Source organism: Rathayibacter rhapontici (genome assembly GCF_001995175.1).
GTDB lineage: Bacteria > Actinomycetota > Actinomycetes > Actinomycetales > Microbacteriaceae > Rathayibacter.
Genome location: NZ_MUKN01000057.1, coordinates 1 through 23,451 on the forward strand (window position 1 = coordinate 1; position 23,451 = coordinate 23,451).

Consider the following 23,451-nt stretch of genomic DNA (forward strand, 5'->3'; position numbering starts at 1 on the left):
TGCCGGCGTCGCGCGCGGCGCCCTCGAGCACCACGCGATCCGCGGCCAGACGCGATCGCCGTCGACGCAGAGCACCCGGCCGGGCAGCCCGGCGACCGCCAGACCGGCCAGTGCGTCGAGGAGGCGCTCCGCGGCACCGGCGCGGTCGCGCCACCAGCCGTCAGGGCGGGAGCCGACGACGTTCGCGGCGTCGACGACCAGCACGGGCAGCGCCGCGTCGAGGTCGCGCAGCCCGCTCCACGAGGCGCCGAAGCCGGGATGCAGCGGCAGGGTCTCGACGTCCTCGGGCGCGACCCACCGCAGCTCGGTGCTCTCGGCGTCCGTGATGCGCGGCTCGAAGTGCTCGAGCGCGTGCGCGAGGACGGTGGTGTAGCTCCAGGGGCCGATGGTGACGACGCTCGCGGCATCGGGGACGACGAGCTCCGGCGGGACGCCCGCCTCTTCCGCCGACTTGCGCAGGGCGGCCTCGAAGGCCGACTCCTCGGGGTGGCGGGCTCCTCCGGGGAGCCCCCAGGTGCCCCCGAAGTGGCTCCAGGCGACGCGGTGCTGGAGGAGCACCCGGCCGTCGGGATCGCGCAGGAGCAGACCGGCGGCGCCGAAACGGCCCCAGAACCGGCGCCCGTCCCCGACCTCGACCCAGCCGTCGCCGAGCGACGCGTCGAAGGGGTGGCGCGGAAGGGCGGCGTCGCCGCCGCTGTCGCTGCCCGTCATGCCCTCCAGCCTGACACACCGCGCCGGCACCGCCGGACGGGACGACGCTCCGTGGCTGGCAGAATCGGACGATGCGCCGGTCAGGAGTCCTCCGTCTCGCGACGGTGCTCTGGCTCGCGGTCATCGCGCTGATCACGCTGACCCCGGCGCCGTACCCGGCCGGGGAGCCGTCGACGCTCGTCCGCTCGATCATCGCCTTCCTCGGCTCCACGCCGCTGACCTCGTGGTTCGACTACGACGTGGCCGAGTTCACCGCCAACGTGCTCATGCTGGTGCCGCTCGGGGCGATGCTGGCCGCGCAGCTGCCTCCGCGCCGCCGTCTGCTCGCCGCCCTGATCGGGCTCGGCGTCTCGGTGCTCGTCGAGACGATCCAGCTGCTCTGGCTGCCGTCGCGCGTCTCGGACGTCCGGGACCTCGTCTCGAACGGGCTCGGCTCGCTCCTGGGCGCCCTGCTGACGATCGCGCTGCTCCGCTTCTCCGCTCGCCGCCCCCTCCGGAAGGACCGCACCGCCCATGCCCGCTGACACCCTCGTCCTCCTCGACCGCCCGTCCCCGTCGTCGCCCGGCCACGGCCTCGCCGCGGCGGCGGTCGTCGATCCGAGCGGAGTCGGCGGGATCGACGTCACCGATCTCGGCTTCACCCGGGGCGACGGCGTCTTCGAGACGATCAACCTCGTCGAGGGGCGGCTGCAGGCGCTCGACGCCCACCTCGACCGCTTCGCGGCCTCGGCCCGGATGCTGGAGCTGCCGGAGCCGGACGGGGCCGCGTGGCGGCACGCGATCGGCACGGCGGTCGCCGCGCACCCGAGGGTGCCGGAGGCGATGGTGAAGACGATCCTGACGCGCGGACTCGAGGGCGACGGACGCCCGACGGGCATCGTCTTCGTGCAGACGAGTCCCGACTTCGGACCCGCGCGGCGGGACGGGGTGCGGATCGTGCTGCTGGACCGGGGGCTGCGCTCGGACGTGCAGCAGACCTCGCCCTGGCTGCTCGCGGGGGCGAAGACGCTCTCGTACGCGGTCAATCGCGCGGCGGCGCGGGAGGCCGCTCGGCGCGGGGCGGACGACGCGCTCTTCGTCTCGAGCGACGGGTTCCTGCTGGAGGGGCCGACGTCGAACCTCGTGCTGCTCGCGGACCGAGCACTGCTGACCCCGCCCCCGAGCCTGGGCCTGCTGCCCGGCACGACCCAGGCCGACCTGTTCGCGCTGGCGGACGGACTCGGCCTGCGCACCGCCTACCGGGCGCTCCGCCGCGAGGACCTGGACGCCGCGGACGCCGCCTGGCTGGTCTCGAGTGCGCGGAACGCGGCTCCGATCCGCGCTGTGGACGGGAGCGAGCGCCGCGTCGACGCCGAGCTGTCGGCCCGGATCAACGCGGCGCTGCTCGCGCGCTGACGCGGCGGAGCGCCGCGCGCTAGGAGAGGTCGGTCACGTCCGTCGCCGCACGGCTGATCAGCCCGCCCCGCACGCGCACGGCGGCGGGGTCGAGGTCGACTCCCTCGCGCTGGTCGGCGGCCTCGTCGTTGATGACGGCGGACACGAGCCCGCGCCAGTCGGTGCCCTCGGCGACGGCGTCCTCGGAGCCGAGCCGGCTGGAGACGAAGACGGCCTCCGCCTCCTCCCCCGCGTGCGAGATGACGGCGAGCTTCCCGACGGCGCGGCCGTCGGGGTGGCGGACCTGCCACTCCTCGTGGCCGGACGGCACGAGCGCGTACTCGGCGCCCGAGTGCTCGAACGCGGTGTCGCGCAGCTCGGACGGCAGTCCGCTGTGCGGGGGCGCGCCGCGGGTCGGGACGCCGGTGCCGCCCTCGGAGGAGCGAGCGCTCGTCGTGCTCATGCCGACGTCGCCCGGGGTGCCGGCGGCCGTGCTCGTGGCGGTGGCCTCCGCCACGGGAGCGTCCTCCTGACCGGTGTAGGTGCTGCCGTTGGGGTTCGAGCCGGTGTTGCCGTTGTCGGTGCTCATGAGGAGACCTCCTTGTCGGGCGGTCCTTCGGACCGCGGGGTGTGCGGGTCGCTCGAGCGGTCCTGGGGGACCACTCGGCGCTGGCGTTCGTAGACTGGACGGATGCAGATCCCGGTCACCGGCGCCGTGCGCGTGGACGCCTGGCTGTGGGCGGTCCGCGTGTACAAGACGCGGTCGGCCGCGACCTCGGCGGCCCGCGCGGGCCACATCCGCGTCAACGGCGAGCGGGCGAAGGCGGCGCAGACCGTGAAGGTCGGCGACGAGGTCCGCGCGCGCATCGCAGGATTCGACCGGCGCCTGATCGTGCGCGGGCTGATCGTGAAGCGGGTCGGCGCGCCGATCGCCGCGGAGTGCGCGGAGGATCTCACTCCGCCGCCCCCGCCCCGCGAATCGGCGCCCGCGATCATCGAGCGCGACCGGGGAGCCGGACGGCCGACCAAGCGCGACCGCCGCGAGATCGAGCGGCTGCGCGGCTTCTGAGCGTCACTGGGTCGCTCCGGCTCACGGGGCGAGGGCGCGCAGGCGCTCGAGGAGCCCGTCGGCCGCCTCGTCGAGGAAGCGCTGCTGCAGCTCGTCGCCGACCTGGACCAGCGCGATGTCCGTGAATCCGGCCTCGATGTAGGGGACGAAGCTCTCGGCGAGCTCGTCGAGGTCGGGTCCGCAGGCGATCTGCTCGGCGACGTCCTCGGGGCGCACGAACTTCGACGCTCCCGAGAAGCCCGCGGGGGTCGGCAGGTCGGCGTTCACCGACCAGCCGCCGGCGAACCAGCGGAACTGCTCGTGCGCGAGGGCGATGCCCTGCTCCTTGTCGGGAGCCCAGCAGATCGGGATCTGCCCGATCGTGCGCGACGGCGCGGCATCGGCGCCGCGGACGGCCGTCCACTGCGAGATCAGCTCGGCGTCGGGCTCGGTGGTGATCAGGTGGTCGCCGAGCGGCGCGAAGCGCTCGATCGACTTCTCGCCCGAGACGGCGAGGCCGATCTCGACGGGCTTCTCCGGCAGGTCCCAGATGCGCGCGGAGTCGACGCGGAAGTACTCGCCCTCCCACGTCACCAGCTCGCCGGTGTGCAGCGCGCGGATGATGTGCACCGCCTCCTCGAGCATGTCCTGGCGGACCGAGACGGCCGGCCACCCCTCGCCGACGACGTGCTCGTTCAGGTTCTCCCCCGAGCCCAGACCGAGCGTGAAGCGGTCGTCCGAGAGGATCGCGAGAGTGGCGGCCTTCTGGGCGACGACGGCCGGGTGGTACCGGATCGTCGGAGCCGTGACGTAGGTGGTGAGGTCGATCGTGGACGTCGCCTGCGCGACCGCGCCGAGGAGCGCCCAGGCGTAGGAGGCGTGCCCCTGCTCGGTCAGCCAGGGCGAGTAGTGGTCGCTCGAGACGGCGAACTCGAAGCCGTGCCTCTCGGCCTCGACCGCGTAGCCGACCAGCTGCTTGGGTCCGCTCTGCTCGGTCATCAGGGTGTATCCGAATCGCACCATGGTCGCTCCTCGTTCGCTCGGCGTCGCGTGCCCGGAGGGCACGGTCCCATGGTGCGCGGCGCCCCGGGCGGCTGCTAACCCCTTGCACGGGCGACCGGCGGCGGCTAGCGGGAGCGGTCAGACGAAGCGGACGCGGCTCTGCACGCGGGTGCGGACCTCGAAGGACTCGCCGTAGCCGCCGAGGCGGTCGTCGGTGCCCGAGCGCAGCAGCTGCGGGAGGAGCGAGCGCCGGATCAGCACGGCGCCCTGGTGGCGTCCGCGCTCGACCTGCTCGTAGGGCTGCTCGAGGCCGTCGTCGGGGACGACGACGACGCTCGCCGAGAAGCGCACGCCGAGCTCGCGGCCCAGGCGCCGCGCGGCCTTCGAGAGCGACGCGATCGGCTTCTCGTCGTCGGCGACTCCCGCTCCCTCCACCTCGCCCTTGCGCAGGCGCACCGTGTCGCCCCAGTCGGCCGAGGTCAGGGCGAGCAGCCCGGACGGGCCGAGGACGACGTGGTCGATCTTGAGCCCGCCGTCGCCGACGGCGACGTCGTTCCAGATCGTGTAGGCGATGCCCAGCGAGGCGACGAGCGAGGCGGTGGCCTCCTCGGCCTGCGCCTTCGCGAGCCAGCGCCGCACCTCGCGCGGTGCGGAGCGGACGATCGCCGGATCGAACGGGTCGTCGATGTCGACGCCGCGGCCCACCCACTCCCGCACGAGGCGCAGGTAGTACTCGCGCGGCGCCGCCCGGGTGGCCGTAGGACCGGGCGCGGACGGCGGAGGCGGTCTGCGGCCGGGGAGAGCCCGTGTAGGGGGTCTGCGGGGACTGCGCGCCGGGCGCCGGCGCTCCGCGGTCGTAGTCGGTGCGGGCGGAGGCGCTGCCGATCCGCTCCCAGGCGAGCTGGACCGCGTGGAACGAGGCGGCGTCGCCTCCGGTGTCGGGGTGCGTCTCGCGGAGCAGGCGGCGGTAGGCCTTCCGCAGCTCGTCGTCGGACGCGGTGGCGGGGACGCCGAGGACCTCGTAGGGCGTGCGGGCGGCGTGGCTGTCGGGCATGGTCTTCCGGAGTGATCGAGGAGCGGTGCGAGCCCTCGAGCATATCGGCGGCGGCCGGGCGGCCGATGGGAGCGCGCAGGGCGTGCGCTCGGAAGCGGCCGGGGGTCGGGAGCGCCCGTGCAGGCGCTCCCGACCGGCTCAGCCCTCGGCGAGCATCTCGCGCACCAGCGGGATCACGCGGGTGCCGTACAGCTCGAGGTTGTGCATGATCGCCGCGTGCGGCAGGGTGCCGGCGCTGTACTTGAGGTCGAAGCGGTCGATGCCGAGGGCGCCCACCGTGCTCGCGATCTTGCGGGCGACGGTCTCGGGCGACCCGACGTGCAGCGCGCCGTCGGGGCCCGCCTCCTCCGCGAACCGCTCGGGAGTGAGCGGGGACCAGCCGCGCTCGCGGCCGATGGCGTCGGCCATGCCCTTGTAGTGCGGGAAGTACAGTTCGCGCGCCTCCTCGTCGGTGTCGGCGACGAAGCCGGGCGAGTGCACGGCGACCGGGAGGCGCGGCTGCTCGAGCTGGTCGAGGGCGCGGCCGAAGAGGTCGACGTACGGGCGGAAGCGGGCAGGCGAGCCGCCGATGATGGCCAGCACCAGCGGGAAGCCGAACCGGGCGGCGCGGACGACGGACTCCGGGCTGCCGCCGACGCCGATCCAGGTGCGCAGTCGCCCGTTCTCGACGGCGGGGAACACGCTCTGCTCGGTGAGCGCGGCACGGGTGCGGCCCTCCCAGGTCACAGGTCCCCCCTCGAGGAGGGCGTGGAAGAGCTCCAGCTTCTCCTCGAACAGGAGCTCGTACTGCGAGAGGTCGAGTCCGAAGAGCGGGAAGGACTCGGTGAAGGAGCCGCGGCCGAGGATGACCTCCGCGCGTCCGCCCGACACTCCGTCGAGGGTCGCGAAGCGCTGGAAGACGCGGACGGGGTCGTCGGAGGAGAGGACGGTGACGGCGGATCCGAGGTGGATGCGCTCGGTGCGGCCCGCGATCGCGGCCAGGACGACGTCCGGAGCGCTGACCGCGAAGTCGGCGCGGTGGTGCTCGCCCACGCCGAAGAAGTCGATGCCGACCGCGTCGGCGAGCACGCCCTCCTCGACGACGTCGCGCAGGACCTGGCCGTGCGGGAGCAGGGCGCCGTCGGCGCCGCGGGTGACGTCGCCGAACGTGTCGACGCCGAACTTCACTTCATGCATACTCATGGACTTCTGCAACCTCCCGAGGTCGTGGGCTATTCCTGCGGCGCAACGGCGATGATCCCGGCCGCCACGGCGGGCTCGCGGTAGGCGCGGCCGAGGGACTCCGTGGTGTCGTGCGCGTTCAGACCGCTCGGATTGGGCAGGACCCACAGCGGGACGCCCGCGATCCCCTCCTCCTGACGCCCCTGCGTCGCCGAGCGCCGGCCGAACGCCGCGCGGTACGCGGTGATGCCGACCATCGCGACGGCCGAGGGGCGCACCCGCTCGACGGTGGCGACCAGCCGCCGGGCCCCGTCGCGCAGCTCCTCGCCGCTCAGCTCGTCGGCGCGCGACGTGGCCCGCGCGGCGAGGTTCGTGATGCCGATCCCGCGGTCGATCAGGAGGCGGCGGTCCTCGTCGCTCATCCCCTCTGAGACGCGCATCGGCCGCTCGAGGATCCCCGCCGCGAGCAGGGCCGGGTAGAAGCGGTTGCCGGGGTGCGCGAAGTGCGCTCCCGTCGCCGCCGTCCAGAGGCCCGGGTTGATCCCGACGAAGAGCAGGCGGACGTCGGGGCCCAGCAGATCCTCGACGGTGCGGTCGCGGAAGGACGCGAGCTGGGCACGGGTGAAGGGCACGACTCCATCCTCCCCCGGACGCCCCGCCGCAAGTAGTCGCCGACGCCCGACAGGGGTGGAAGCATGGAGCCATGACGAACGCATCCCAGGACCACCCGATCCAGCACGGCAGCGACGACGCGGTGCTCGACGAGAAGCTGCGGGGGATCCTGCTGCAGGTCGCCGGCGATCTGCAGCTGCGGCCCGACGAGGACCCGGAGGCGCTGCTGCGCCAGCGCCTGCGCGACACCCGCATCGAGCTCTCGGAGGAGAGCATCCCCGGGCTCGCGAAGAGGATCCCCGGTCTGACCGATCGCAGCACCGGCGAGATGAACCCCGGAGCGCACTGACCTACTCCGGGACCGCCGGGCCCTTGCGGTGGTGGTCGAACACGATGCTGGTGCGGGTCGACGCGACCGCGGGGTGAGCCGACAGGTTCGACACCACGAAGTCGCGCACGTCGTTCGAGTCGCGGACGGCGACGTGGATGATGAAGTCCTCCGATCCGCCGAGGAAGAACAGCTGCACGACCTCGGGCAGCGCCCGGATCTCGTCGGCGAACCGGGTGATGGCCTGGCGCTGACCGACCCGGATGCTCACGCTGATCAGCGCCTGCAGCGTGAGGCCGAGGGCGGCCGGGTCGAGCTCGGCGGTGAAGCCGGTGATGATGCCGCGCTCGACCAGCGAGCGCACGCGCGAGACGCAGGTGGACGGCGCGACGCCCGCCTGCTCGGCGAGGCGGCTGTTCGGCGTCCGCGCATCCGCTCGCAGGAGCCGCACCAGTGCGCGATCGACCGGATCGAGGTCGCCGAGGTCGTGCAGATCCTTCGGTCTCATCGCCGCCGCCTCTCCTCGTACCGCCGATCGTGCGGAACTCCGGGCGATCTTCGACGATCCTGCGGAACGTCACCCGTCCGAAACACGATCTTCGCACGATAGGAGCGACGTCGGCGCAGGATCGGCGTCCACCGCCCAGCGTCGGGCGCTGCACCTCGGGCGCCCGCGAATCGAGGAGCCGTCATGCGCATCGGGATCCCCAGCGAGATCAAGAACAACGAGAGCCGCGTCGCCGCGACGCCCGCAGGCGTCCACGAGCTCGTCCGGCGCGGGCACGACGTGCTCGTGCAGTCGGGCGCGGGCCTGGGCTCCCGACTCACGGACGAGGACTTCGCCGCGGCCGGAGCACGGCTCGCCGCCGACGCGACGAGGTCTGGGGCGAGGCCGACCTCGTCCTCAAGGTGAAGGAGCCGATCGAGGCGGAGTACCCGCGGATGCGCTCGGGCCAGGTGCTCTTCACCTACCTCCACCTCGCCGCGTCCCGCCCGTGCACCGACGCGCTGCTCGCCTCCGGGACCACGGCGATCGCCTACGAGACGGTCCAGCTGCCGAACCGGCAGCTGCCGCTGCTCTCGCCGATGAGCGAGGTCGCGGGGCGCCTGTCGATCACCGTGGGCGCGTACCACCTGATGAGCGCAGCGGGCGGACGCGGCACCCTGCTGGGCGGCGTGCCCGGCACGCCGAAGGCGAAGGTCGTCGTGATCGGCGGAGGAGTCGCCGGCGAGCACGCGGCGGCGAACGCGCTCGGGATGGGGGCGGACGTGACGATCGTCGACCTCTCGCTCCCCCGGCTGCGCGAACTCGAGAACCGCTTCGGCGGAGCGATCCAGACCCGGGCGTCGTCGACGTACGAGATCGCGGCGCAGGTCGCCGACGCGACCTGGTCGTCGGTTCCGTGCTGATCCCCGGCGCCCGGGCGCCGAAGCTCGTCACCGACGAGATGGTGGCGACGATGAAGGCGGGCTCGGTGCTCGTGGACATCGCCATCGACCAGGGCGGCTGCTTCGAGGGCTCGCGGCCGACCACCCACGACGACCCGGTGTTCGCCGTGCACGACAGCGTCTACTACTGCGTCGCCAACATGCCCGGCGCGGTGCCCGAGACCTCGACGCGGGCGCTGACCAACGCGACGCTGCCCTACGTCGTCGCGCTCGCCGACAAGGGCTGGGAGACGGCGCTGCGGAGCGACCCCGCACTCGCGCAGGGGCTCAGCACGCACGACGGTCGGGTCGTGAACGCGGCCGTCGCCGAGGCGTTCGACCTGCCGGTCACGCGGGTCGAGGACCTGCTCGGCGGCCGGAGCGCCGGCTGAGGACCCAGACCAGCGCACCCGCCGCGACCACCGCGGCGATCAGGCCGAGGACGTGCGCGATCAGCGACGGCAGCCCGTTCCCGGGCAGCAGGAAGCCGTACGGGACCCAGCCGTCCGTCCGTCCGCGGACGAGCACGACGACCAGCCAGACCAGCGGGTAGGGCAGGACCATCGAGAGCCGGCGCCACGGCAGAGGCGGCCGGTCGGCGACGAGGGCCCAGTCGAGGACGGCGAGCACCGGCAGGACGACGTGCAGCAGTGCGCTGACCCACGGCGGCGCGGATCCCGTGCCCGGCACGAGGGTGTTGTAGACGACTCCGACGACGAGGAGGTAGGCGGTGGCGATCCCGCGGATCAGGCTCGACGACTCCGAGGGCGTGCGCCCGAGCAACGCGGTCGCTCCCGAGACGAGCAGCACGACGCTCAGGATCAGGCTGGTCTGGTTCGTGAAGTAGCCGAAGTAGTCGACGAAACTCGCGTCGCCCACCGCCGCTCTCAGGCCGTAGGCGTAGCCGAGCACCGCGAGCACGACCACCGACACGAGCAGGCGCGCCACGGCCGCGGCGGGCGGAGTCGCGGGGACCGCCCTACGCACGCGGATCGTCCTCGCCGCTCCCCCGGCTCAGCCACCCGGGCCCGTTCGGATCGGCGGCGGGCCGTGGCGGAGCGGCGGGCGGATCAGCAGCCGGACCTGCTCGACGACGCCCAGGACGACTCCGGCGCCGAACAACGGCAGGCCGAGCAGGAGCACGAGCCACAGCGGAGCGTGCCGACCGCTGCCGCCGATGTCGGCGGTGAGGTCCCAGCCGGCGTCGGAGGCGAGCACGGCGATCGCCGCGACGAAGAGGCCGCTGACCAGCGCCAGGGCCCACGGGTGCTCCTGCAGGTACTGAGGCGCTCGGCCCGAGCGCGGCGCCCTCACGTGCGCGCCTCCGTCCGCACGGGCTTCAGCCGCTCGGGCGCGTCGGTCGCGGGGACCCACTCGCACCGGAAGGCCCCGCTGTAGCCGAAGAGGACGCCGAGCAGGCTGTTGCGCACCTCGAGGTCGACGTGGAAGGCGTCGTCCACCTCCGACCAGTACTCGTGCAGCGTCGCCCGGCCACTGAGGAGCATCGGGAAGCGGAAGGCGATCGGCCCCTCGTAGAAGCGCTGGGCCCCGGACGTCAGCACGAGGCCGCCGCGGTCGTCGACGCGGAGATCGAGGTCGACCGCCAGGTGCTGGTGGGACCCGAGGTAGTCGACGACCCGTCCGTCCACGAGCACCATGGTCGCGTCGAAGCGCGCGCTGCGGCCGGGCCTCGTCGCGTAGGTGCGCACGAAGGTCACCGTCTCGCGCCCGAGGGAGTCCCGGTACGGGTAGTTCTCGATGGTGAAGGGCACATCGGTGCCGACATCCGGCACCAGGATGCGGCGGAGGCGGCCGAGCTGGAGGAACGGCACGGTCCACCAAGGTCCGCGGCGGATCGTCATCGCCCCGCGGCCGATGCAGGCCTCGGCCGAGTCGAGCCCGACGCCGAAGCGCCTCTGCATCTGCGGGTGCAGGCGCGCGAAGTCCGGCCCCAGCGCGGCCTCGAAGACGGAGCTCACCGACCGCTCCGGGGTGCGGGCAGCGACGCCAGAGTGCTCGGGGCGTCGCGCAGGTGGTCGTCGCGGCGCCGTCCGCCGACCGGGGCGCGCAGGACGCGCGACGCTCGCGGGCGGTCCTTCCGCCAGACCTGCAGGACGCTGGCCAGCGGCCACTCCTCGGGCTCGGCCCCGTCCTCGAGCCAGATCCGCAGCCGGTCGAAGCTCCACGCGGTCGCCCAGCCCAGCAGCGGGCGGACGACGACGTCGAGCGGACCCCATCCGGGCGTGTAGTCGTAGCCGGTGAGGAAGCGGATGCGCCCGTCGCCGGTGGGGACGTAGCGCCAGTAGCCGCGCCCGGAGCGGATCGGCGACAGCCGGTCCTCGGTCGCGAAGCTCAGGGCCGATGTGCGCGTGCCGTCGGCGCGACGGCGCTCGCCGAGACTCACCCCGGTCCCGCGCACGTCGTGGAGAGCGGTGCGCCGCAGGTAGGTGAAGCGGGTCTCTCCCCCGCTCCCGGGCGGCTCGGGCACGATGCGGGAGAAGCGGACGTCCCAGCGCACGTGCGAGACGGGATCCTGCGTCGCGCTCCATACCGCCTCGAGATCGGCGTCGATGATCGTCTCGACGTAGATCGCCCGTGCCCCCATGCAGCGAGCGTAGCTCTGCTCCGGCCCACGACGGCGCCGCTGTCCGCGCGACGGACCGGCCGCGTCGTGTCCTCTTCCGGACGTGTCCTCTAGAGGTTCTTGCGGGCGGCGGAGAGAGGTCACGACACTGAGGGCACCCCGGTCGGCGAAGGCCGGCCACTCGCGCCGTCCCGACCGAGTGGCCGGCGGTGCCCGCTAGTCGCTCGCGGGCGCGGAGCCGCCGTCCGCGGTCCACGCCGTGCCCAGCGCGAAGAGCGTCGAGACGCCGTGGTGCTCCATGGCCGCGGCGACGCGTCGGCGCCCGGTGCGGGGGTTGATCCCCAGGCGGTGGGAGGCGGTCTCGAGGGTGATCCCCGTCCGCATGAGGCGCAGCAGCGACGTCCACGACTCCTCGACCGCGGCGACCGGGACGGCCTGGCGCCACAGCTCCTCGAAGTACGCGCTGACGAGGCCCGCGAGGGCGGCGTGCCGCACGCCCACGACGCTGGTCGGCCGGGTCTCGCCCCACTGGAACGGCACGGCCAGGTGCTCGCCGTCGACCCAGAACCAGCTGGGCGGGTTGTCGAGCAGGCGGTAGTCGACTCCCGCCTTCTGATAGGCCTCGATGCGCGCGAGGACACGGGGGTCGCTCACGCAGGAGGCGGGCATGATGACCCGGACGCGGTCCTTCGCCGCCAGCGCCTGCCCGAAGCGGACCGCGCGCTCGGTGGGCGGATCGAGGAAGCGCTCGACGTCGGGCAGGACGGCGATGAGCGTGCCGGAGTCGCGACGGACGAGATCGAACCAGAGGTCCTCGGACGCGTGGCGGCCGTGCCGCAGCAGTGTGGGCACGAGGTCGGTCGACGCCTCCCCGACCGACCAGGCCCCCATCAGCCCCGGCAGTCCCGCCATGACGCGCTCGATGCCCTCGACCGACTCCGCCGTGGCACGGCGGACGGCGTCGGTGTGCCGGGCGATTCTTGCGGCCGCCCACTCCGCGGGAGGGATGTACGCGAGCTGGTCCTCCGAGCCTGCGAGCAGCCCCCGCTCGCGCAGCCGCCGCGCCCCCGCGAGCACGAGATCGGGGTCGACCTGGAGGAGCTCGGCCGCCTCGGCGATCGTGGCCGGACGCCCGCGGTGCAGTGCCGCGAGCAGGTTCTCGTCGTCCATGGATCTCCCGTGATCTCTTCCCCGGGGACGACAGTTCCGTGTCGCGGTCCTGTGTGCAAGTCCGCCTCGCCCTCCGGCCGGAGCGACGCCCTGATCGGGGGTCCGGGAGTGCCGGGAACGGCGTCAGCTCAGACCGAGGCGCTCCACGATCTCGGCGATCTCCTCCTCCGGGGCGTTGCCGACGTCGACCGTGATGTGCCGCTCGTCGTCGCCGAGGGGCTCGAGCAGGCCGAACTGCGAATCGAGCAGCGTCGTCGGCATGAAGTGGTCGAGCCGCGAGGCGAGGCGCCCGGCGACGACCTGCTTCGATCCGGCGAGGTGCACGAAGACGAGGTCGTCGCGCCGCAGGATGTCACGATAGGCGCGGCGCAATGCGGAGCAGGTCACGACGACCGGGCGGCCGCTCGTGATCCGCTCGTCGACCACCCGGGTGATCTCGGCGAGCCAGGGAGCGCGATCGGAGTCGTCGAGCGGGGTGCCGGCCGCCATCTTCTCGACGTTGGCGCGCGGGTGCAGGTCGTCGCCCTCGAGGAAGCTCCAGTGCAGGAAGCCCGCGAGCAGGGCGGCGACCGTCGACTTGCCGCTGCCGGAGACGCCCATGACGACGATCGCGCGGACCGGCGCGGTGGACGCGGCGGGAGTGGTGGTCGGGTGCGGCATCAGAGTCCTCCTACGAACAGGCCGATCACGAGGACGCCGGCGAGCCCGGTCACCGAGACCAGGCACTCCATCACCGTCCACGTCTTCAGCGTCTGGCCGATGGTGAGTCCGAGGTACTCCTTGACGAGCCAGAACCCGGCGTCGTTCACGTGCGAGAGGAACACCGAGCCTGCGCCGATCGCGAGCACCATGAGGGCGACCATCGGTCCGTCCATCGTCTCGGTCAGCGGCTGGAGGATCCCTGCGGCCGTGACCGTCGCGACGGTCGCGGAGCCGGTGGCGATGCGGATGACCACGGCGACGAGCCAGGCGAGGAGGAGCGCGGACGCTCCGCTTCCCTCCGCCAGCTGGGCCACGACGCTGCCGATGCCGGTGTCGACGAGGACCTGCTTGAATCCGCCGCCCGCGCCGACGATCAGCAGGATGCCCGCGATGGGCGGGAGGGAGCTGGAGAGCGAGTCCTGGAGCTCGGAGCGGTTCATCCGCCCGCCGCGGCCCAGCAGGACCAGACCGGCGAGCAGGGCGATGCCGAGGGCGATCGTGGGGGTGCCGAGGAAGTCGAGGACCGCCTTCCAGGCCGCGTCGGACTCCGGGGCCGCGATGTCGGCGACGGCCTTGCCCAGCATGAGCACGACGGGGAGCAGGATGCTCGCGACCGCGGCGGTGAATCCGGGGCGGTGCTCGCGGGCGTCGCCGGCGCCCTCGCCGAAGAGCGGCGGGGTCTCGACGGGCGCCCACTTCGCTGCCAGTCGGCCGAAGAGCGGACCGGCGATCACCACGGTCGGGATCGCGACGAGCACGCCGAAGGCGAGCGTGACTCCGAGGTTCGCGCCGAGCGCGTCGATCGCGACGAGCGGCCCGGGGTGCGGGGGCACGAGACCGTGCATGACCGACAGACCCGCGAGAGTCGGGATCGCGACCTTCATCAGCGGCAGTCCGCTCCGGCGCGCGACGAGGATCACGACGGGGATGAGGAGGACGAGCCCGACCTCGAAGAACATGGGCAGGCCGATCAGCGCCCCGACGAAGCCCATCATCCAGGGCAGCGCGCGAGTGCTCGACCGGGCGATGAGGGTGTCGACGATGCGGTCGGCGCCGCCGGAGTCGGCGAGGAGCTTGCCGTACATGGCGCCGAGGCCGATCAGGATGCCGACGCCTCCCATCGTGTTGCCGAAGCCGAGCGCGAAGCTCGCGACGGCGTCCGCGGGAGCCATCGCGGCGACGAGGCCGGTGGTCAGCGCGCCGATGAGCAGCGAGACGAAGGGGTGCAGCTTCAGCCAGGTGATCAGCACGACGATCACGGCGATGCCGAGGATCGCGGCGAGGATCAGCTGCCCCTGGGGAGCGGTGGTGGCGACCTCCTCCCCCGCGGCGCGGAGGAGGGAGGGGAGAGTCGGTGTCATGAGCATCCTTGATCGGTCCGACGGCGGTCGGCGGTCTCGCCTGGGCGAGATATGTCCGACATAACCGGTGTTCTCGACGAGTATGTCCGATGAATGGCGCGGAGTCGAGCATCTCCTTGGGAGGATGGGCGCATGACCGCGACGCCGCCGCCCTCCCTGCACCACTCGGTGCTCGACGAGCTCGGCTCGCAGATCGTGCGCGGGGAGCTCGCCCCGGGGACCGCGTTCAGCGCCGACGAGCGGGCCGAGCGGCGCGGAGTGTCCCGCTCGGTGATGCGCGAGGCGGTGCGGGTCCTCGAGTCGCTCGGCCTCGTCACCTCCCGCCGCCGTGCGGGGACGCAGGTGCAGCCGCCGGAGTCGTGGAACGCCCTCGATCCGCGCGTCGTCGCGTGGAGCCTGGACGGGCCGGACCGCCAGCGCCAGCTCCACCAGCTCAGCCAGCTGCGCCTGGGGGTCGAGCCGCTGGCCGCCCGGTTGGCCGCGGTGAACGCGACGGCGCAGCAGCGCGAGGCGCTGACCGACGCCGTGCGCGTGATGTCGGCGCACGCGCACTCGGCCGATCAGGGCGCGTACCTCTCGGCCGATACGACGTTCCACCGCACCCTGCTGTCGGCATCGGGCAATCGGATGCTCGCGCAGCTCGCCGATCTGGTCGCGGAGGTGCTGGCGGGGCGCACGCGCAACGACCTGATGCCGCGCGAGGCCGACAGCGAGGCGCTGCAGCTGCACCGGGCGGTCGCGGTGGCGGTGTCGGAGGGGGACGGTGTGGCGGCGGAGGCCGCGATGCGCGCGATCGTGGAGGAGTCGGACCGGGCTGTGCAGGAGTCCTGAGGGGGCCCCGGGCGGTGGTCTCGGCGCGGAACCGGCGCGCGGCACATCCGGTGGCGTGAAGCGCTTGCCGCGCCGGATGAACGTGAGCGGATGTCAGTAGTCGCTGGTTTCGTATTCGTCTGACGGGATCAGACGTGGTGGAGGTGCTCGAGGTCGTGCGCGAGCGCGGAGATCGGGCGGGTGAGTCGGCGCGGGCGGCGTCGCCGGTGCTGCTGGCGGCAGCGGTCGAGCTGCATGCGGCGTACGGGGCGGCGGTGTCGTGTCCGGAGGCGTTCGCGCAGGGTCTGCCGCGGGGCACCTCGCCTCCCTCTGCACCGCCCACCACCACGTCCGCCACGGTGACCGCTGGACCTACACCCTCCACCCCGACGGCACCGCCCACTGGACCACCCCCACCGGACGCCGCATGACCACACGACCGGGCGACCTGCTCCCTGACCCGCCGCGGCGCCGGCCGGCTCCGCTGTTCGAGGCGAAGTGGGCGGCGTGACGGAGGAGCAGCAGACGAGAGCGCCGACGGGCGGCGCTGGTACCGCACGCCGCCTCCGGGGTTGCCGTGGAGCGTGGCGGAGCGCACAGTGGAGGCATGGTCGAGGGCTACTCCTCCGCGCAGGTGCGGGCCGCGGAAGCGCCGCACCTGGCTCGGCGCGAACCGCTCATGCAGAGGGCGGCGGACGGCCTCGCCCGCGAGATCCGCGTGCTCCTGGCCGGGCGGCGCGACCGCAGCGGACCGGGGACCGTGCTGGTGCTGGTCGGGCCGGGGAACAACGGCGGCGACGCCCTGTACGCGGCGGCCGAGATCGCCTCCTCCGGTGTCGACGTCCTGCTCGTGCTGACCGCCGACCGCTGGCATCAGCGGGGACTCGCCGTGGCGCTCGACGAGGGCTGCGACCGCGTCCCGGCGGACGACGTGAGAGCGCTGCTCGCTGCGATCGCGCGCGCCGACGTCGTGGTCGACGGGATCCTCGGGATCGGCACGCGGCATCCGGCCCTCTCAGGACGGCCCCGCTCGATCGTCGAGACGGTCATCGACGCTCTGGCCGACCGCGAGGAGCGTCCCGTGGTCGTCGCGGTCGATCTGCCGAGCGGCATCGGGCCCGACGACGGCAGCGTCCCCGACCCGACCGTCCTGCACGCCGATGTGACGGTCACGTTCGGCGCGATCAAGGCGGGGCTCCTCCTGCCGCCCGGCGACGCTACGCGGGGCGGATCCGGCTCGTCGACATCGGGCTCGGGCCCGACCTGGCCGGCGTCGAGCCGCTCGTCCGGGAGTGACGCGGGCTCGAGCAGCAGGTTCCGGCGCACTCAGCGGGTGAGGAGGTGCGACTTCTCGGGGTGCTCCTCGAACCACTGGCCGACGTACCAGCAGAGCGGCACGATGCGCCGAGTGCTCGAGGTCTCGATGTCCTCGACCGCGAACGCCACCAGCTCGCCGGCGAGGCCGCGGCCCCGGAACGGCGGCGAGGTGAAGGAGCGCACGAGCGAGACGGCCTCGTCGTTCTCGCGGTAGTCGAGGACGCCGACCAGCGCGCCGTCCTGATGCAGCTCGTAGCGGGACGCGTCGTCCACGCGCCGGAAGTCCTGGACCATCCCCTCAGCGTAGGACGGCTGCGGGGGCTGCGGGACGGATGCGGAGAACCCGCTCGTCAGGAGTCGTCGCCGAGCAGATCGCCGTCGACGTAGAACCAGCGGCCGTCCTCCCGGTCGAACCGGCTGCGCTCGTGCACCAGCCCGACGCCCTCCGACGAGCGGTACGACGCGCGGAACTCGACCAGTCCGTCGACGTCGTCCTCCCCGCCGCGAGCGGTGTCGACGATCTGCAGGCGTCTCCAGCGGACGTCGTCGTCGAGGTCGACGCGCGACGGGCGCGTCGAGGGGTGCCAGCTCGCGAGCAGGTACGGGGCGATCCCGAGCACGTTCGCGCTGTAGCGGCTGCGCATCAGCCGCTCGGCGGTCGGCGACGGGGTCTCGCCGAGGTGGGCGGGGCGGCAGCAGTCGGCGTAGTGACGGCGGCTCCCGCACGGGCAGGCATCGGCGGGGTGCATCCGGACAGTGTCGCAGGTGCAGTGCCGCAGGTGGAGTGCCGCCGGTGCCGCGCCCGGTGAGCCGCGAGGTGTGCATTCCCTCCACGTCCGCCCGCGCGGCTTGAGACCCGCTGCGGATCTCGGAATCGTGGCCGTCTCATCGACCACGGACGGAAAGGAACGACCGATGCTCACGCTCACCGACAACGCCAGCACCGTCGTCAAGACCATCACGGGACAGACCGAGACCCCCGTCGAGGGAGGCCTGCGCATCAGCGGGACCGACCTCGACGCCCAGAACTTCGCCGTCGCCGTCGCGCCGGCGCCCGAGACGACCGATGCCGTCGTGGAGCAGGACGGAGCACGCGTGTTCCTGGACGTCGCCGCCTCCGTCGCCCTCGGCGACAAGGTGCTCGACGCGCAGGTCGACGAGAGCGGCACCGTCAGCTTCGGGCTCGCCGCCCAGGGCTGACCTGCTCCGTCGGCGGTTCACGCCGGGACGTCCGAGAGGCCGCCTCCCCGATCGCGGGGGGCGGCCTCTCGTCGGTTCGACCCCGATCAGGCGGCCGGTGTCAGGACAGGATGTCGCGCGTCGTGAACCGGCCGGCGGCCAGAGCCCCGAACACGGCGACGTAGGCGAGCTGCAGCAGGGCGTTCTCGCCGAAGGAGCTCCACGCGATCGGGTCGCGCAGCAGATCCGCGAAGTCGAACCAGCGATCCGTGAACAGGAACGGGTGCAGCGCGTCGAGCTGCGAGAGCGACCCGACGATCTGCGCCGCGATCGAGACGACCACGGTCGCCGCCATCGCTCCGACGGGGACGTCGGTCAACGTCGAGACGAAGAGCCCGATCGCGGCCAGCCCGACGAGCGAGAGGGCCACGTAGACGGCGATCGCGAACGCACGGCCGATCGCGTCGGCCAGCGGCACCGTGCTGCCCGAGAGCAGCGTCACCGGGCCGACCGGGAAGAGCGCGAGGCCGATCAGGATGCCGACCACCATCACCGTCAGGGCCGCGGCGAGGCAGAACGCGAGCGAGGCCGCGAACTTCACCGCCAGCAGCCTCAGTCGGCCGACGGGTGTCACGAGCAGGTAGCGGAGTGTCCCGAGGGACGCCTCGCCCGCGATCGCGTCGCCGGCGACGACTCCGATGGTCAAGGGCAGGAACAGCGGCACCGCCACGGTGATCGCGGCGAAGCCCGTGAAGAGCCCGTTGCCGCCGATGGCGCCCACGAAGGACGGACCGCCGCCCTCGCCCGAGAGGCGGACGGCCACGGCCAGCAGGACGGGGATCGCGGCGAGGGCGGTCAGCAGCGCCCAGGTGCGGCGACGACGGAAGAGCAGCGCGAGCTCCGAGAGCAGGAGCCTCCCGCTCCTCCGCGGGTGCGACGGGACTCGGAGACCCTCGGCTCAGCGCTCGACATCGAAGCCCTCCCCCGTCAGCTCGACGAAGCGCTCCTCGAGCGACGGCCGGCGGACCGCGACCCCGCGCACGCGGACCTCGGCGGCGACCAGCCCGGCGACGACGGACTCGGCCGCGACTCCCGGAGGCATCGCGGCCAGGACGAGCGGCGGGTCGCTCGGGTGGTCGGCGGGGGCGACCCGGGGGGCGAGTCCCAGCTCGACGAGGCTGCGCAGGGCCCGCTCGGGATCGGAAGTGACGAGCTCGAGGGTGGCCGCGTCGCCGCGGAGCTCGTCCAGCCCGCCCTGGGCGACCAGGCGCCCCGTCCGCATGACGGCGGCGTGGGTGCAGAGCTGCTCGATCTCGGCCAGGAGGTGACTGGAGACGAGGACGGTCGTGCCGTCGGCGTTGAGGCTCCGCACGAGCGAGCGGACCTCGCGGGTGCCCTGGGGATCGAGCCCGTTCGTCGGCTCGTCGAGGACGATCAGGTCGCGCGGCGAGAGCAGGGCGACGGCGATGCCCAGGCGCTGCTTCATCCCGAGCGAGTAGGAGCCGACCTTCTTGCGGGCGGCGGCGCTGAGGCCCACTCGCGCGAGCGCCTCGTCGACGCGGCGCCGCCGGGTGCGGGAGGAGGTGCCGGCCTCGGCGGCGTCGAACCGGCGGAGGTTCGCGGCACCGGAGAGGAACGGGTAGAAGCCCGGACCCTCGACGAGCGCGCCGACGCGCGGGAGGACCTCGGCCGAGCGGCGCGGCATGCTCTCACCGAGCACCGTGATGCTCCCCTCCGTCGGCGCGGCGAGGGCGAGGAGCATGCGGATGGTCGTCGTCTTGCCCGAACCGTTGGGCCCGAGGAACCCGAAGACCGCGCCGCGCGGCACGGCGAGGTCGAGCCCCGAGACGGCCTCCTGGCGCCCGAAGCGCTTGGTGAGGCCGTTCGTCTCGACCGCGAGGACGGTCGCGGTCACCGACCGGCCGCGTCGACCAGGACGTCGACCGGCACGGACCCGGCGAGGACGCGGCCGTCGTCGGTGAGGAGCACCGAGACCAGCGCGGACTCGAGGGCGCGACCGCCGTCGACGCGCGTGGTGATCGCGTCGAGAGGGGCGAGCGCCTCGGAGTCGCCCGCGGGCAGCTCGACGACGGTGGCCCAGCCGGTGCCGGTAGTCACCGCGTCGGACGGCTCGGTGCCGGGCTCGAGCGACGCGTCGGCTCCGGGCTCGACGGCCGGGTCGTCGTGCTCCGGGGCCGCCTTCTCGACGACCTCGGCTCCCTCGGGAGCGGTGAAGGCGAACATGGCCGCGTCCGGAGCGTCGAAGTCGATGCTCGAGTACGCGACGCTGAACGCGGGCGCGGTGCCGCCGCGCGCGGTCGCAGCGACTCCGAGCGGCAGGCCCGTCTCTCCGTCGATCGAGACCGTGACGGAGCCGATGAGCGTCGTGCCCTCGCGCGGAGTGAGGACGAGCTCGTACGCGTCGCGGCCGGCGACCTCGACGTCGGAGCCGACGGCCACCGCGGTGGTCGGATCGATGCTCGCGAGCAGGTCCTCGGCGATGCTGGACGGAGTCGGGACCTCGCCCGACGGCACGGTCGCGGGCGAGGCGGCGCCGGACTCCGGCGGCAGGAAGTGGGTGGCGGTGTTCTCGGCGGAGTCGTAGACCCAGACGCCCTCGCCCTTCGTCGCGACGACGTCGCGCTCGGCGAGCCGGTCGAGGACCTGGAGGCGGGCGCCCTGCTCGGCGTCGACGAAGACGCGGGCCTCGTGCGAGCCGGTGGCCAGCTCCATGAGGGCGTCGGCCGGGGCCGCGTCTGCCGCGCCCGACGCGCTCGGGGACGAGCCGCCGAGGGCCGAGAGGTCCGGCAGGCCGAGGTCGGAGGTCTGCTCGATCTCTCCCGAGAACGCGGTGACGTCGTTCTCGGCGGCGAAGGTCAGGAGCTCGGAGGCGGTCTTCTCGGGGAGGTCCCCCGCGGCGCTCGCGGAGAGGGGCAGGGCGACGGCCGCAGCGACGACGACCAGGGGGACGGCCGCAGCGGGCGCCCAGCGCTTCCATGTGGTGCTCATACCCCCGGAGGGTACGCGGCGAACCACCGAACCGCCTGCGAGTCGCGCGACGACCGCCGGCTCAGGAGATGCGCTGAGCCGAGACCACGACGTTGTCGACGTAGTGGCCGTAGGAGTCGTCGAACACCCCTCCGCAGGTGATCAGCCGCAGCTGCGCGGTGGGAGTCGGGCCGTAGACGTCCTCGGTCGGGAAGTCCTCCTTGGGCACCGTCACCGAGCCGGTCACCTCGAAGGTGCGGGTGCTGCCGTCCGAGAGCACGACGTCGACCGTGTCGCCCGGGACGAGCTCCGAGAGGTCGAGGAACACACCGGGGCCGATGCGGGAGTCGACGTGGCCGGCGATGACCGCCGGGCCGATGTCGCCGGGGACGACCCCGTCCCGGTACCAGCCCGCCAGGTCGACGGCGACGGGGGGCTGGATCCAGCCGGTCCCGTCCCGCGTCAGGGACTCGAGCGTCGAGTCGACGCCGATCGCCGGGATGACGACGCGCTCGGGCACGACCGCGGAGCGGGCCGGCGCCAACGCGGCGACCGGGTCCTGCAGCGCCGCCGCCGCACCGGGGCCGAGGGTCGACGCCGCGGTCGCGGGAGCGGATGCGGCGGGCGCCGTCCCGTCGACCGACTCCGCCGCCGAGCAGCCCGCCAGCGCGAGCAGGGCCGCGAGGACGACCGCCGCGCGGGGACCCCGCCGCATCAGCTCGTGCGTCCGCCGACGCTCGAGCGCCGGGCGAGCAGGGCGACAGCTCCGGCGATCAGGCCGTAGACCGCGAGGACGGAGACCACTCCGAGGGCGCCGGAGACGACGGGGGCAGCGCTCGTCGAGGCGACGTGCACGGCGGTCGCTCCTCCGCCGGTCTGGATGCCTCCGGTGGGCAGATCGCCCACGGCCGCGGAGTCGAGCACGGGCGAGAGCACGAGGCCGGCGCTCGCGTCGTCGAGGACGAAGAGCGAGGCGACGGATCCGGGAGCGAGGTCGAGGTCGGAGCTGGCGGAGACGGAGCCCGCCGAGACGTCGAGGGCGGAGGGTCCGGCGGGCACGCTCGTGTAGGGCGAGGCCGTGCCCTGTGCTGCGGCGGTCGCGAGGGGGATGCCGGCCTCCGTGGAGACGTCGACCCGGGTGGCGGTGGTCGAGGCCTGGATCACGCGGACGCGGGCCTGCCCGTCGGCGGGCGGCGTCAGGTCGTCGGTGAACACGGTGGTGCTCAGGACGGCGTTGCGCCCGAGGGCGGCGACGGTGAGCGGCGTGCCCGCGGTGACGTCGACGGCCTGCTCGATCACGGGGGCGGTGCCCTCCGGGGCGTCCGAGGGGACCATCGAGACGACGTACGTCCCGGTGTCCAGGGTCCAGTAGGGGGAGACGGCCCCGTAGGCGACGTCGTCGAGCGAGAACTCCGCCCCGCCTCCCGCGAGCGACGTCAGCGTCACGTCGACCGCCTTCGTATCGGGCGAGAGGTGCGCGACCCGCACCCACCCCGTCTCCTGCTCGGCCGCCGAGGCGGGCGCGGCTCCGAGTGCGGCCAGCGCGGACGCTGCGGAGAGGACGACCGCGGCGCGGAGAACGCCGCGGCGACGGGAGGAGCGGGTGGTCGGGAGCATGGCGGTTCCTTCGGGTAGGAGGGCGTTCAGGGGGCGCCCGGGAGCAGCCCGGACGGCTCGTCGAGGTCGAGGGTCACGAGCAGGCCCGCGTCGGTGGACTCGACGGAGGTGGGGACGAAGTCGCCCGTCTGGCTGCCGAGCCACGCCGTGGCGGACGCGGTGGCGTCGGCGTCGCCGGGGACGGCGGCGCCGTTGTAGCCCGAGAGCAGCATCTGGTGGCGCACCCCGTCGGGCTCCCCCGTCCCGGCCGGGAAGTCGGCGACCGACAGCGGAGAGGCGGCGAGCTGCTGACCGAGCAGGAGGAGCAGACGGGAGTCGACCCGCCCGGCCTCGAGGAGCTCGCGGGCGGCGGGGGTCGCGGTCAGGGCGGGGTTCGTCGCCAGCTGCCCGCCGGCCGACGCGCGCGCCGCCGTCAGGACGGCGTCGTCGGCGGCGGCCTGGTCGGGACCGTCGGTGAGGACCTGCCGCACCTCGACCGCGGAGTCGCCGCTGCCGAAGCTCACGACCGGCTCGGAGTTGTCGAGCGCGGTCGCAGTCTCTCCTGCGGCGTCGGCGAGCAGAGCGGGAGTGGCGAGGACGTACTCGACCACGCGCCAGGCCGAATCGGGCGCGGCCGCGGCGAGGGTCGACTCCGCCACGATCGTGTCGGCCGGGAACCCGGCCCCGGTGACCTCGGGAACGAGGCCGTCCTCGACGAGCAGCACGGAGTCGGGGTCGAGCGAGGAGGCGATCCAGGCGACCGCCTCGTCGGTGGCGGCGGGGTCGGCGGCCGGCGCGGCGGCTCCCTCTCCGCCGCCGTCCTGCACGAGGAGCGGCACGGCGACGAGGGCGCCGCCGATCACGAGGACGCCGGCCGCGATGCCGGCGCCGATCAGGAGGCGTCGACGTCGGGGACGGACGGGGACGACCGCGCCCTCGTCGTCGGAGTCCTGGTCCCTGCCGTGCCAGCGGTGCTCGGAGGCGGGGACGGGAGCGGGGGAGGGCGGACCGCTCGCTGCGATCGGC

At 73.7% G+C, this 23,451-nt stretch carries 29 protein-coding genes and 3 pseudogenes; 9 read left to right on the forward strand and 23 right to left on the reverse strand.

Going from position 1 to position 23,451, the window contains the following annotated elements; genetic code table 11:
- The coding region (locus tag B0T42_RS15440) for an NUDIX domain-containing protein (RefSeq protein ID WP_236720336.1) at nt 1-711 on the reverse strand (711 nt) is incomplete at its 3' end.
- 71 nt (nt 712-782) lie between these two features.
- Between B0T42_RS15440 and B0T42_RS15445 the strand changes: the two genes are divergently transcribed.
- Together B0T42_RS15445 and B0T42_RS15450 are read left to right on the forward strand one after the other, a co-directional pair.
- Entirely contained in the window at nt 783-1,235 is a 453-nt protein-coding gene (locus tag B0T42_RS15445) for a VanZ family protein (protein ID WP_077223931.1), read from the forward strand.
- Nucleotides 1,225-2,106 carry an aminotransferase class IV gene (locus tag B0T42_RS15450; RefSeq protein ID WP_077223932.1) on the forward strand — a complete coding sequence of 294 codons (882 nt, stop codon included), beginning with the start codon at nt 1,225-1,227 and terminating at the stop codon, nt 2,104-2,106. Before B0T42_RS15445 ends, B0T42_RS15450 begins: the two co-directional genes overlap by 11 nt.
- 19 nt (nt 2,107-2,125) lie before the next feature.
- Here B0T42_RS15450 and B0T42_RS15455 read toward each other — a convergent pair whose 3' ends face one another.
- Nucleotides 2,126-2,674, reverse strand: coding sequence for a hypothetical protein (locus B0T42_RS15455; RefSeq protein ID WP_077223934.1), 549 nt, complete (start codon nt 2,672-2,674; stop codon nt 2,126-2,128).
- A gap of 102 nt (nt 2,675-2,776) precedes the next feature.
- Between B0T42_RS15455 and B0T42_RS15460 the strand changes: the two genes are divergently transcribed.
- Nucleotides 2,777-3,154, forward strand: coding sequence for an RNA-binding S4 domain-containing protein (locus B0T42_RS15460; protein WP_055794888.1), 378 nt, complete (start codon nt 2,777-2,779; stop codon nt 3,152-3,154).
- Between the two features lie 21 nt (nt 3,155-3,175).
- On the opposite strand, the gene B0T42_RS15465 is transcribed toward B0T42_RS15460, so the two are convergent.
- The 5 genes and pseudogenes from B0T42_RS15465 to mug form a co-directional block, all read right to left on the reverse strand.
- On the reverse strand, nt 3,176-4,156 hold the full coding sequence (locus B0T42_RS15465) for a TIGR03557 family F420-dependent LLM class oxidoreductase (RefSeq protein ID WP_077223935.1): 981 nt from the start codon (nt 4,154-4,156) through the stop codon (nt 3,176-3,178).
- 117 nt (nt 4,157-4,273) lie between these two features.
- Nucleotides 4,274-4,852, reverse strand: coding sequence for a hypothetical protein (locus B0T42_RS22405; protein ID WP_342418264.1), 579 nt, complete (start codon nt 4,850-4,852; stop codon nt 4,274-4,276).
- 196 nt (nt 4,853-5,048) lie between these two features.
- Nucleotides 5,049-5,189, reverse strand: a pseudogene (locus B0T42_RS22410) (J domain-containing protein); the annotation flags it as partial.
- 138 nt (nt 5,190-5,327) lie between these two features.
- Nucleotides 5,328-6,365 (reverse strand): LLM class flavin-dependent oxidoreductase, encoded by a 1,038-nt coding sequence (locus B0T42_RS15475; RefSeq protein WP_077223937.1) that lies wholly within the window; start codon nt 6,363-6,365, stop codon nt 5,328-5,330.
- A 35-nt stretch (nt 6,366-6,400) separates the two neighbouring features.
- Nucleotides 6,401-6,982 carry a G/U mismatch-specific DNA glycosylase gene (mug, locus tag B0T42_RS15480; RefSeq protein ID WP_077223939.1) on the reverse strand — a complete coding sequence of 194 codons (582 nt, stop codon included), beginning with the start codon at nt 6,980-6,982 and terminating at the stop codon, nt 6,401-6,403.
- A 71-nt stretch (nt 6,983-7,053) separates the two neighbouring features.
- On the opposite strand from mug, the gene B0T42_RS15485 reads away from it, so the two are divergent.
- Nucleotides 7,054-7,311: a hypothetical protein gene (locus B0T42_RS15485; RefSeq protein ID WP_077223940.1), complete on the forward strand. Its 258-nt coding sequence runs from the start codon at nt 7,054-7,056 to the stop codon at nt 7,309-7,311.
- 1 nt (nt 7,312) lies between these two features.
- On the opposite strand, the gene B0T42_RS15490 is transcribed toward B0T42_RS15485, so the two are convergent.
- Nucleotides 7,313-7,798: an Lrp/AsnC family transcriptional regulator gene (locus tag B0T42_RS15490; RefSeq protein WP_077223941.1), complete on the reverse strand. Its 486-nt coding sequence runs from the start codon at nt 7,796-7,798 to the stop codon at nt 7,313-7,315.
- 183 nt (nt 7,799-7,981) lie between these two features.
- On the opposite strand from B0T42_RS15490, the pseudogene ald reads away from it, so the two are divergent.
- Nucleotides 7,982-9,110 (forward strand): annotated as a pseudogene (gene ald, locus B0T42_RS15495) (alanine dehydrogenase).
- Here ald and B0T42_RS15500 read toward each other — a convergent pair.
- From B0T42_RS15500 to B0T42_RS15530, 7 genes are all read right to left on the reverse strand, one after another.
- Entirely contained in the window at nt 9,067-9,705 is a 639-nt protein-coding gene (locus B0T42_RS15500; protein ID WP_077223942.1) for a Pr6Pr family membrane protein, read from the reverse strand. The pseudogene ald and the gene B0T42_RS15500 sit on opposite strands and share 44 nt — an antisense overlap.
- A gap of 27 nt (nt 9,706-9,732) precedes the next feature.
- Nucleotides 9,733-10,032, reverse strand: a complete 300-nt coding sequence (locus B0T42_RS15505) for a hypothetical protein (RefSeq protein ID WP_077223943.1) — start codon at nt 10,030-10,032, stop codon at nt 9,733-9,735.
- Entirely contained in the window at nt 10,029-10,697 is a 669-nt protein-coding gene (locus B0T42_RS15510) for a DUF4166 domain-containing protein (RefSeq protein WP_077223945.1), read from the reverse strand. The genes B0T42_RS15505 and B0T42_RS15510 overlap by 4 nt, the downstream gene beginning before the upstream one ends.
- Nucleotides 10,694-11,323 carry an SRPBCC family protein gene (locus B0T42_RS15515; protein WP_077223947.1) on the reverse strand — a complete coding sequence of 210 codons (630 nt, stop codon included), beginning with the start codon at nt 11,321-11,323 and terminating at the stop codon, nt 10,694-10,696. Before B0T42_RS15515 ends, B0T42_RS15510 begins: the two co-directional genes overlap by 4 nt.
- A gap of 195 nt (nt 11,324-11,518) precedes the next feature.
- Nucleotides 11,519-12,472, reverse strand: a complete 954-nt coding sequence (locus B0T42_RS15520; protein WP_077223949.1) for a type 2 periplasmic-binding domain-containing protein — start codon at nt 12,470-12,472, stop codon at nt 11,519-11,521.
- A 123-nt stretch (nt 12,473-12,595) separates the two neighbouring features.
- Nucleotides 12,596-13,132: a gluconokinase gene (locus B0T42_RS15525; RefSeq protein ID WP_077223950.1), complete on the reverse strand. Its 537-nt coding sequence runs from the start codon at nt 13,130-13,132 to the stop codon at nt 12,596-12,598.
- Nucleotides 13,132-14,535, reverse strand: a complete 1,404-nt coding sequence (locus B0T42_RS15530; RefSeq protein ID WP_077223952.1) for a GntP family permease — start codon at nt 14,533-14,535, stop codon at nt 13,132-13,134. Before B0T42_RS15530 ends, B0T42_RS15525 begins: the two co-directional genes overlap by 1 nt.
- A gap of 132 nt (nt 14,536-14,667) precedes the next feature.
- Between B0T42_RS15530 and B0T42_RS15535 the strand changes: the two genes are divergently transcribed.
- The 3 genes and pseudogenes from B0T42_RS15535 to B0T42_RS15540 all read left to right on the forward strand — a co-directional run.
- Entirely contained in the window at nt 14,668-15,366 is a 699-nt protein-coding gene (locus B0T42_RS15535) for a FadR/GntR family transcriptional regulator (protein ID WP_077223954.1), read from the forward strand.
- A 259-nt stretch (nt 15,367-15,625) separates the two neighbouring features.
- Complete coding sequence (locus B0T42_RS19670; RefSeq protein ID WP_139344536.1) at nt 15,626-15,856, forward strand: hypothetical protein; 231 nt, start codon at nt 15,626-15,628, stop codon at nt 15,854-15,856.
- A 168-nt stretch (nt 15,857-16,024) separates the two neighbouring features.
- Nucleotides 16,025-16,486 (forward strand): annotated as a pseudogene (locus tag B0T42_RS15540) (NAD(P)H-hydrate epimerase); the annotation flags it as partial.
- A gap of 185 nt (nt 16,487-16,671) precedes the next feature.
- Here B0T42_RS15540 and B0T42_RS15545 read toward each other — a convergent pair.
- Nucleotides 16,672-16,956, reverse strand: coding sequence for a GNAT family N-acetyltransferase (locus B0T42_RS15545; RefSeq protein ID WP_077223956.1), 285 nt, complete (start codon nt 16,954-16,956; stop codon nt 16,672-16,674).
- A gap of 56 nt (nt 16,957-17,012) precedes the next feature.
- Nucleotides 17,013-17,411, reverse strand: a complete 399-nt coding sequence (locus B0T42_RS15550; protein WP_077223958.1) for a YchJ family protein — start codon at nt 17,409-17,411, stop codon at nt 17,013-17,015.
- Nucleotides 17,412-17,577: 166 nt separating this feature from the next.
- On the opposite strand from B0T42_RS15550, the gene B0T42_RS15555 reads away from it, so the two are divergent.
- Nucleotides 17,578-17,862 (forward strand): hypothetical protein, encoded by a 285-nt coding sequence (locus B0T42_RS15555; protein ID WP_055794838.1) that lies wholly within the window; start codon nt 17,578-17,580, stop codon nt 17,860-17,862.
- Nucleotides 17,863-17,962: 100 nt separating this feature from the next.
- On the opposite strand, the gene B0T42_RS15560 is transcribed toward B0T42_RS15555, so the two are convergent.
- The 6 genes from B0T42_RS15560 to B0T42_RS20195 all read right to left on the reverse strand — a co-directional run.
- Entirely contained in the window at nt 17,963-18,751 is a 789-nt protein-coding gene (locus tag B0T42_RS15560; RefSeq protein WP_077223959.1) for an ABC transporter permease, read from the reverse strand.
- A 48-nt stretch (nt 18,752-18,799) separates the two neighbouring features.
- Entirely contained in the window at nt 18,800-19,756 is a 957-nt protein-coding gene (locus tag B0T42_RS21560) for an ABC transporter ATP-binding protein (protein ID WP_236720337.1), read from the reverse strand.
- Nucleotides 19,753-20,850, reverse strand: coding sequence for a LolA family protein (locus B0T42_RS21565; RefSeq protein WP_236720338.1), 1,098 nt, complete (start codon nt 20,848-20,850; stop codon nt 19,753-19,755). Before B0T42_RS21565 ends, B0T42_RS21560 begins: the two co-directional genes overlap by 4 nt.
- Nucleotides 20,851-20,911: 61 nt before the next feature.
- On the reverse strand, nt 20,912-21,544 hold the full coding sequence (locus tag B0T42_RS15570; RefSeq protein ID WP_077223960.1) for a class F sortase: 633 nt from the start codon (nt 21,542-21,544) through the stop codon (nt 20,912-20,914).
- Entirely contained in the window at nt 21,544-22,446 is a 903-nt protein-coding gene (locus tag B0T42_RS15575; RefSeq protein ID WP_077223961.1) for a DUF4397 domain-containing protein, read from the reverse strand. Before B0T42_RS15575 ends, B0T42_RS15570 begins: the two co-directional genes overlap by 1 nt.
- A 26-nt stretch (nt 22,447-22,472) precedes the next feature.
- The coding region (locus B0T42_RS20195; protein ID WP_201788563.1) for a hypothetical protein at nt 22,473-23,451 on the reverse strand (979 nt) is incomplete at its 5' end.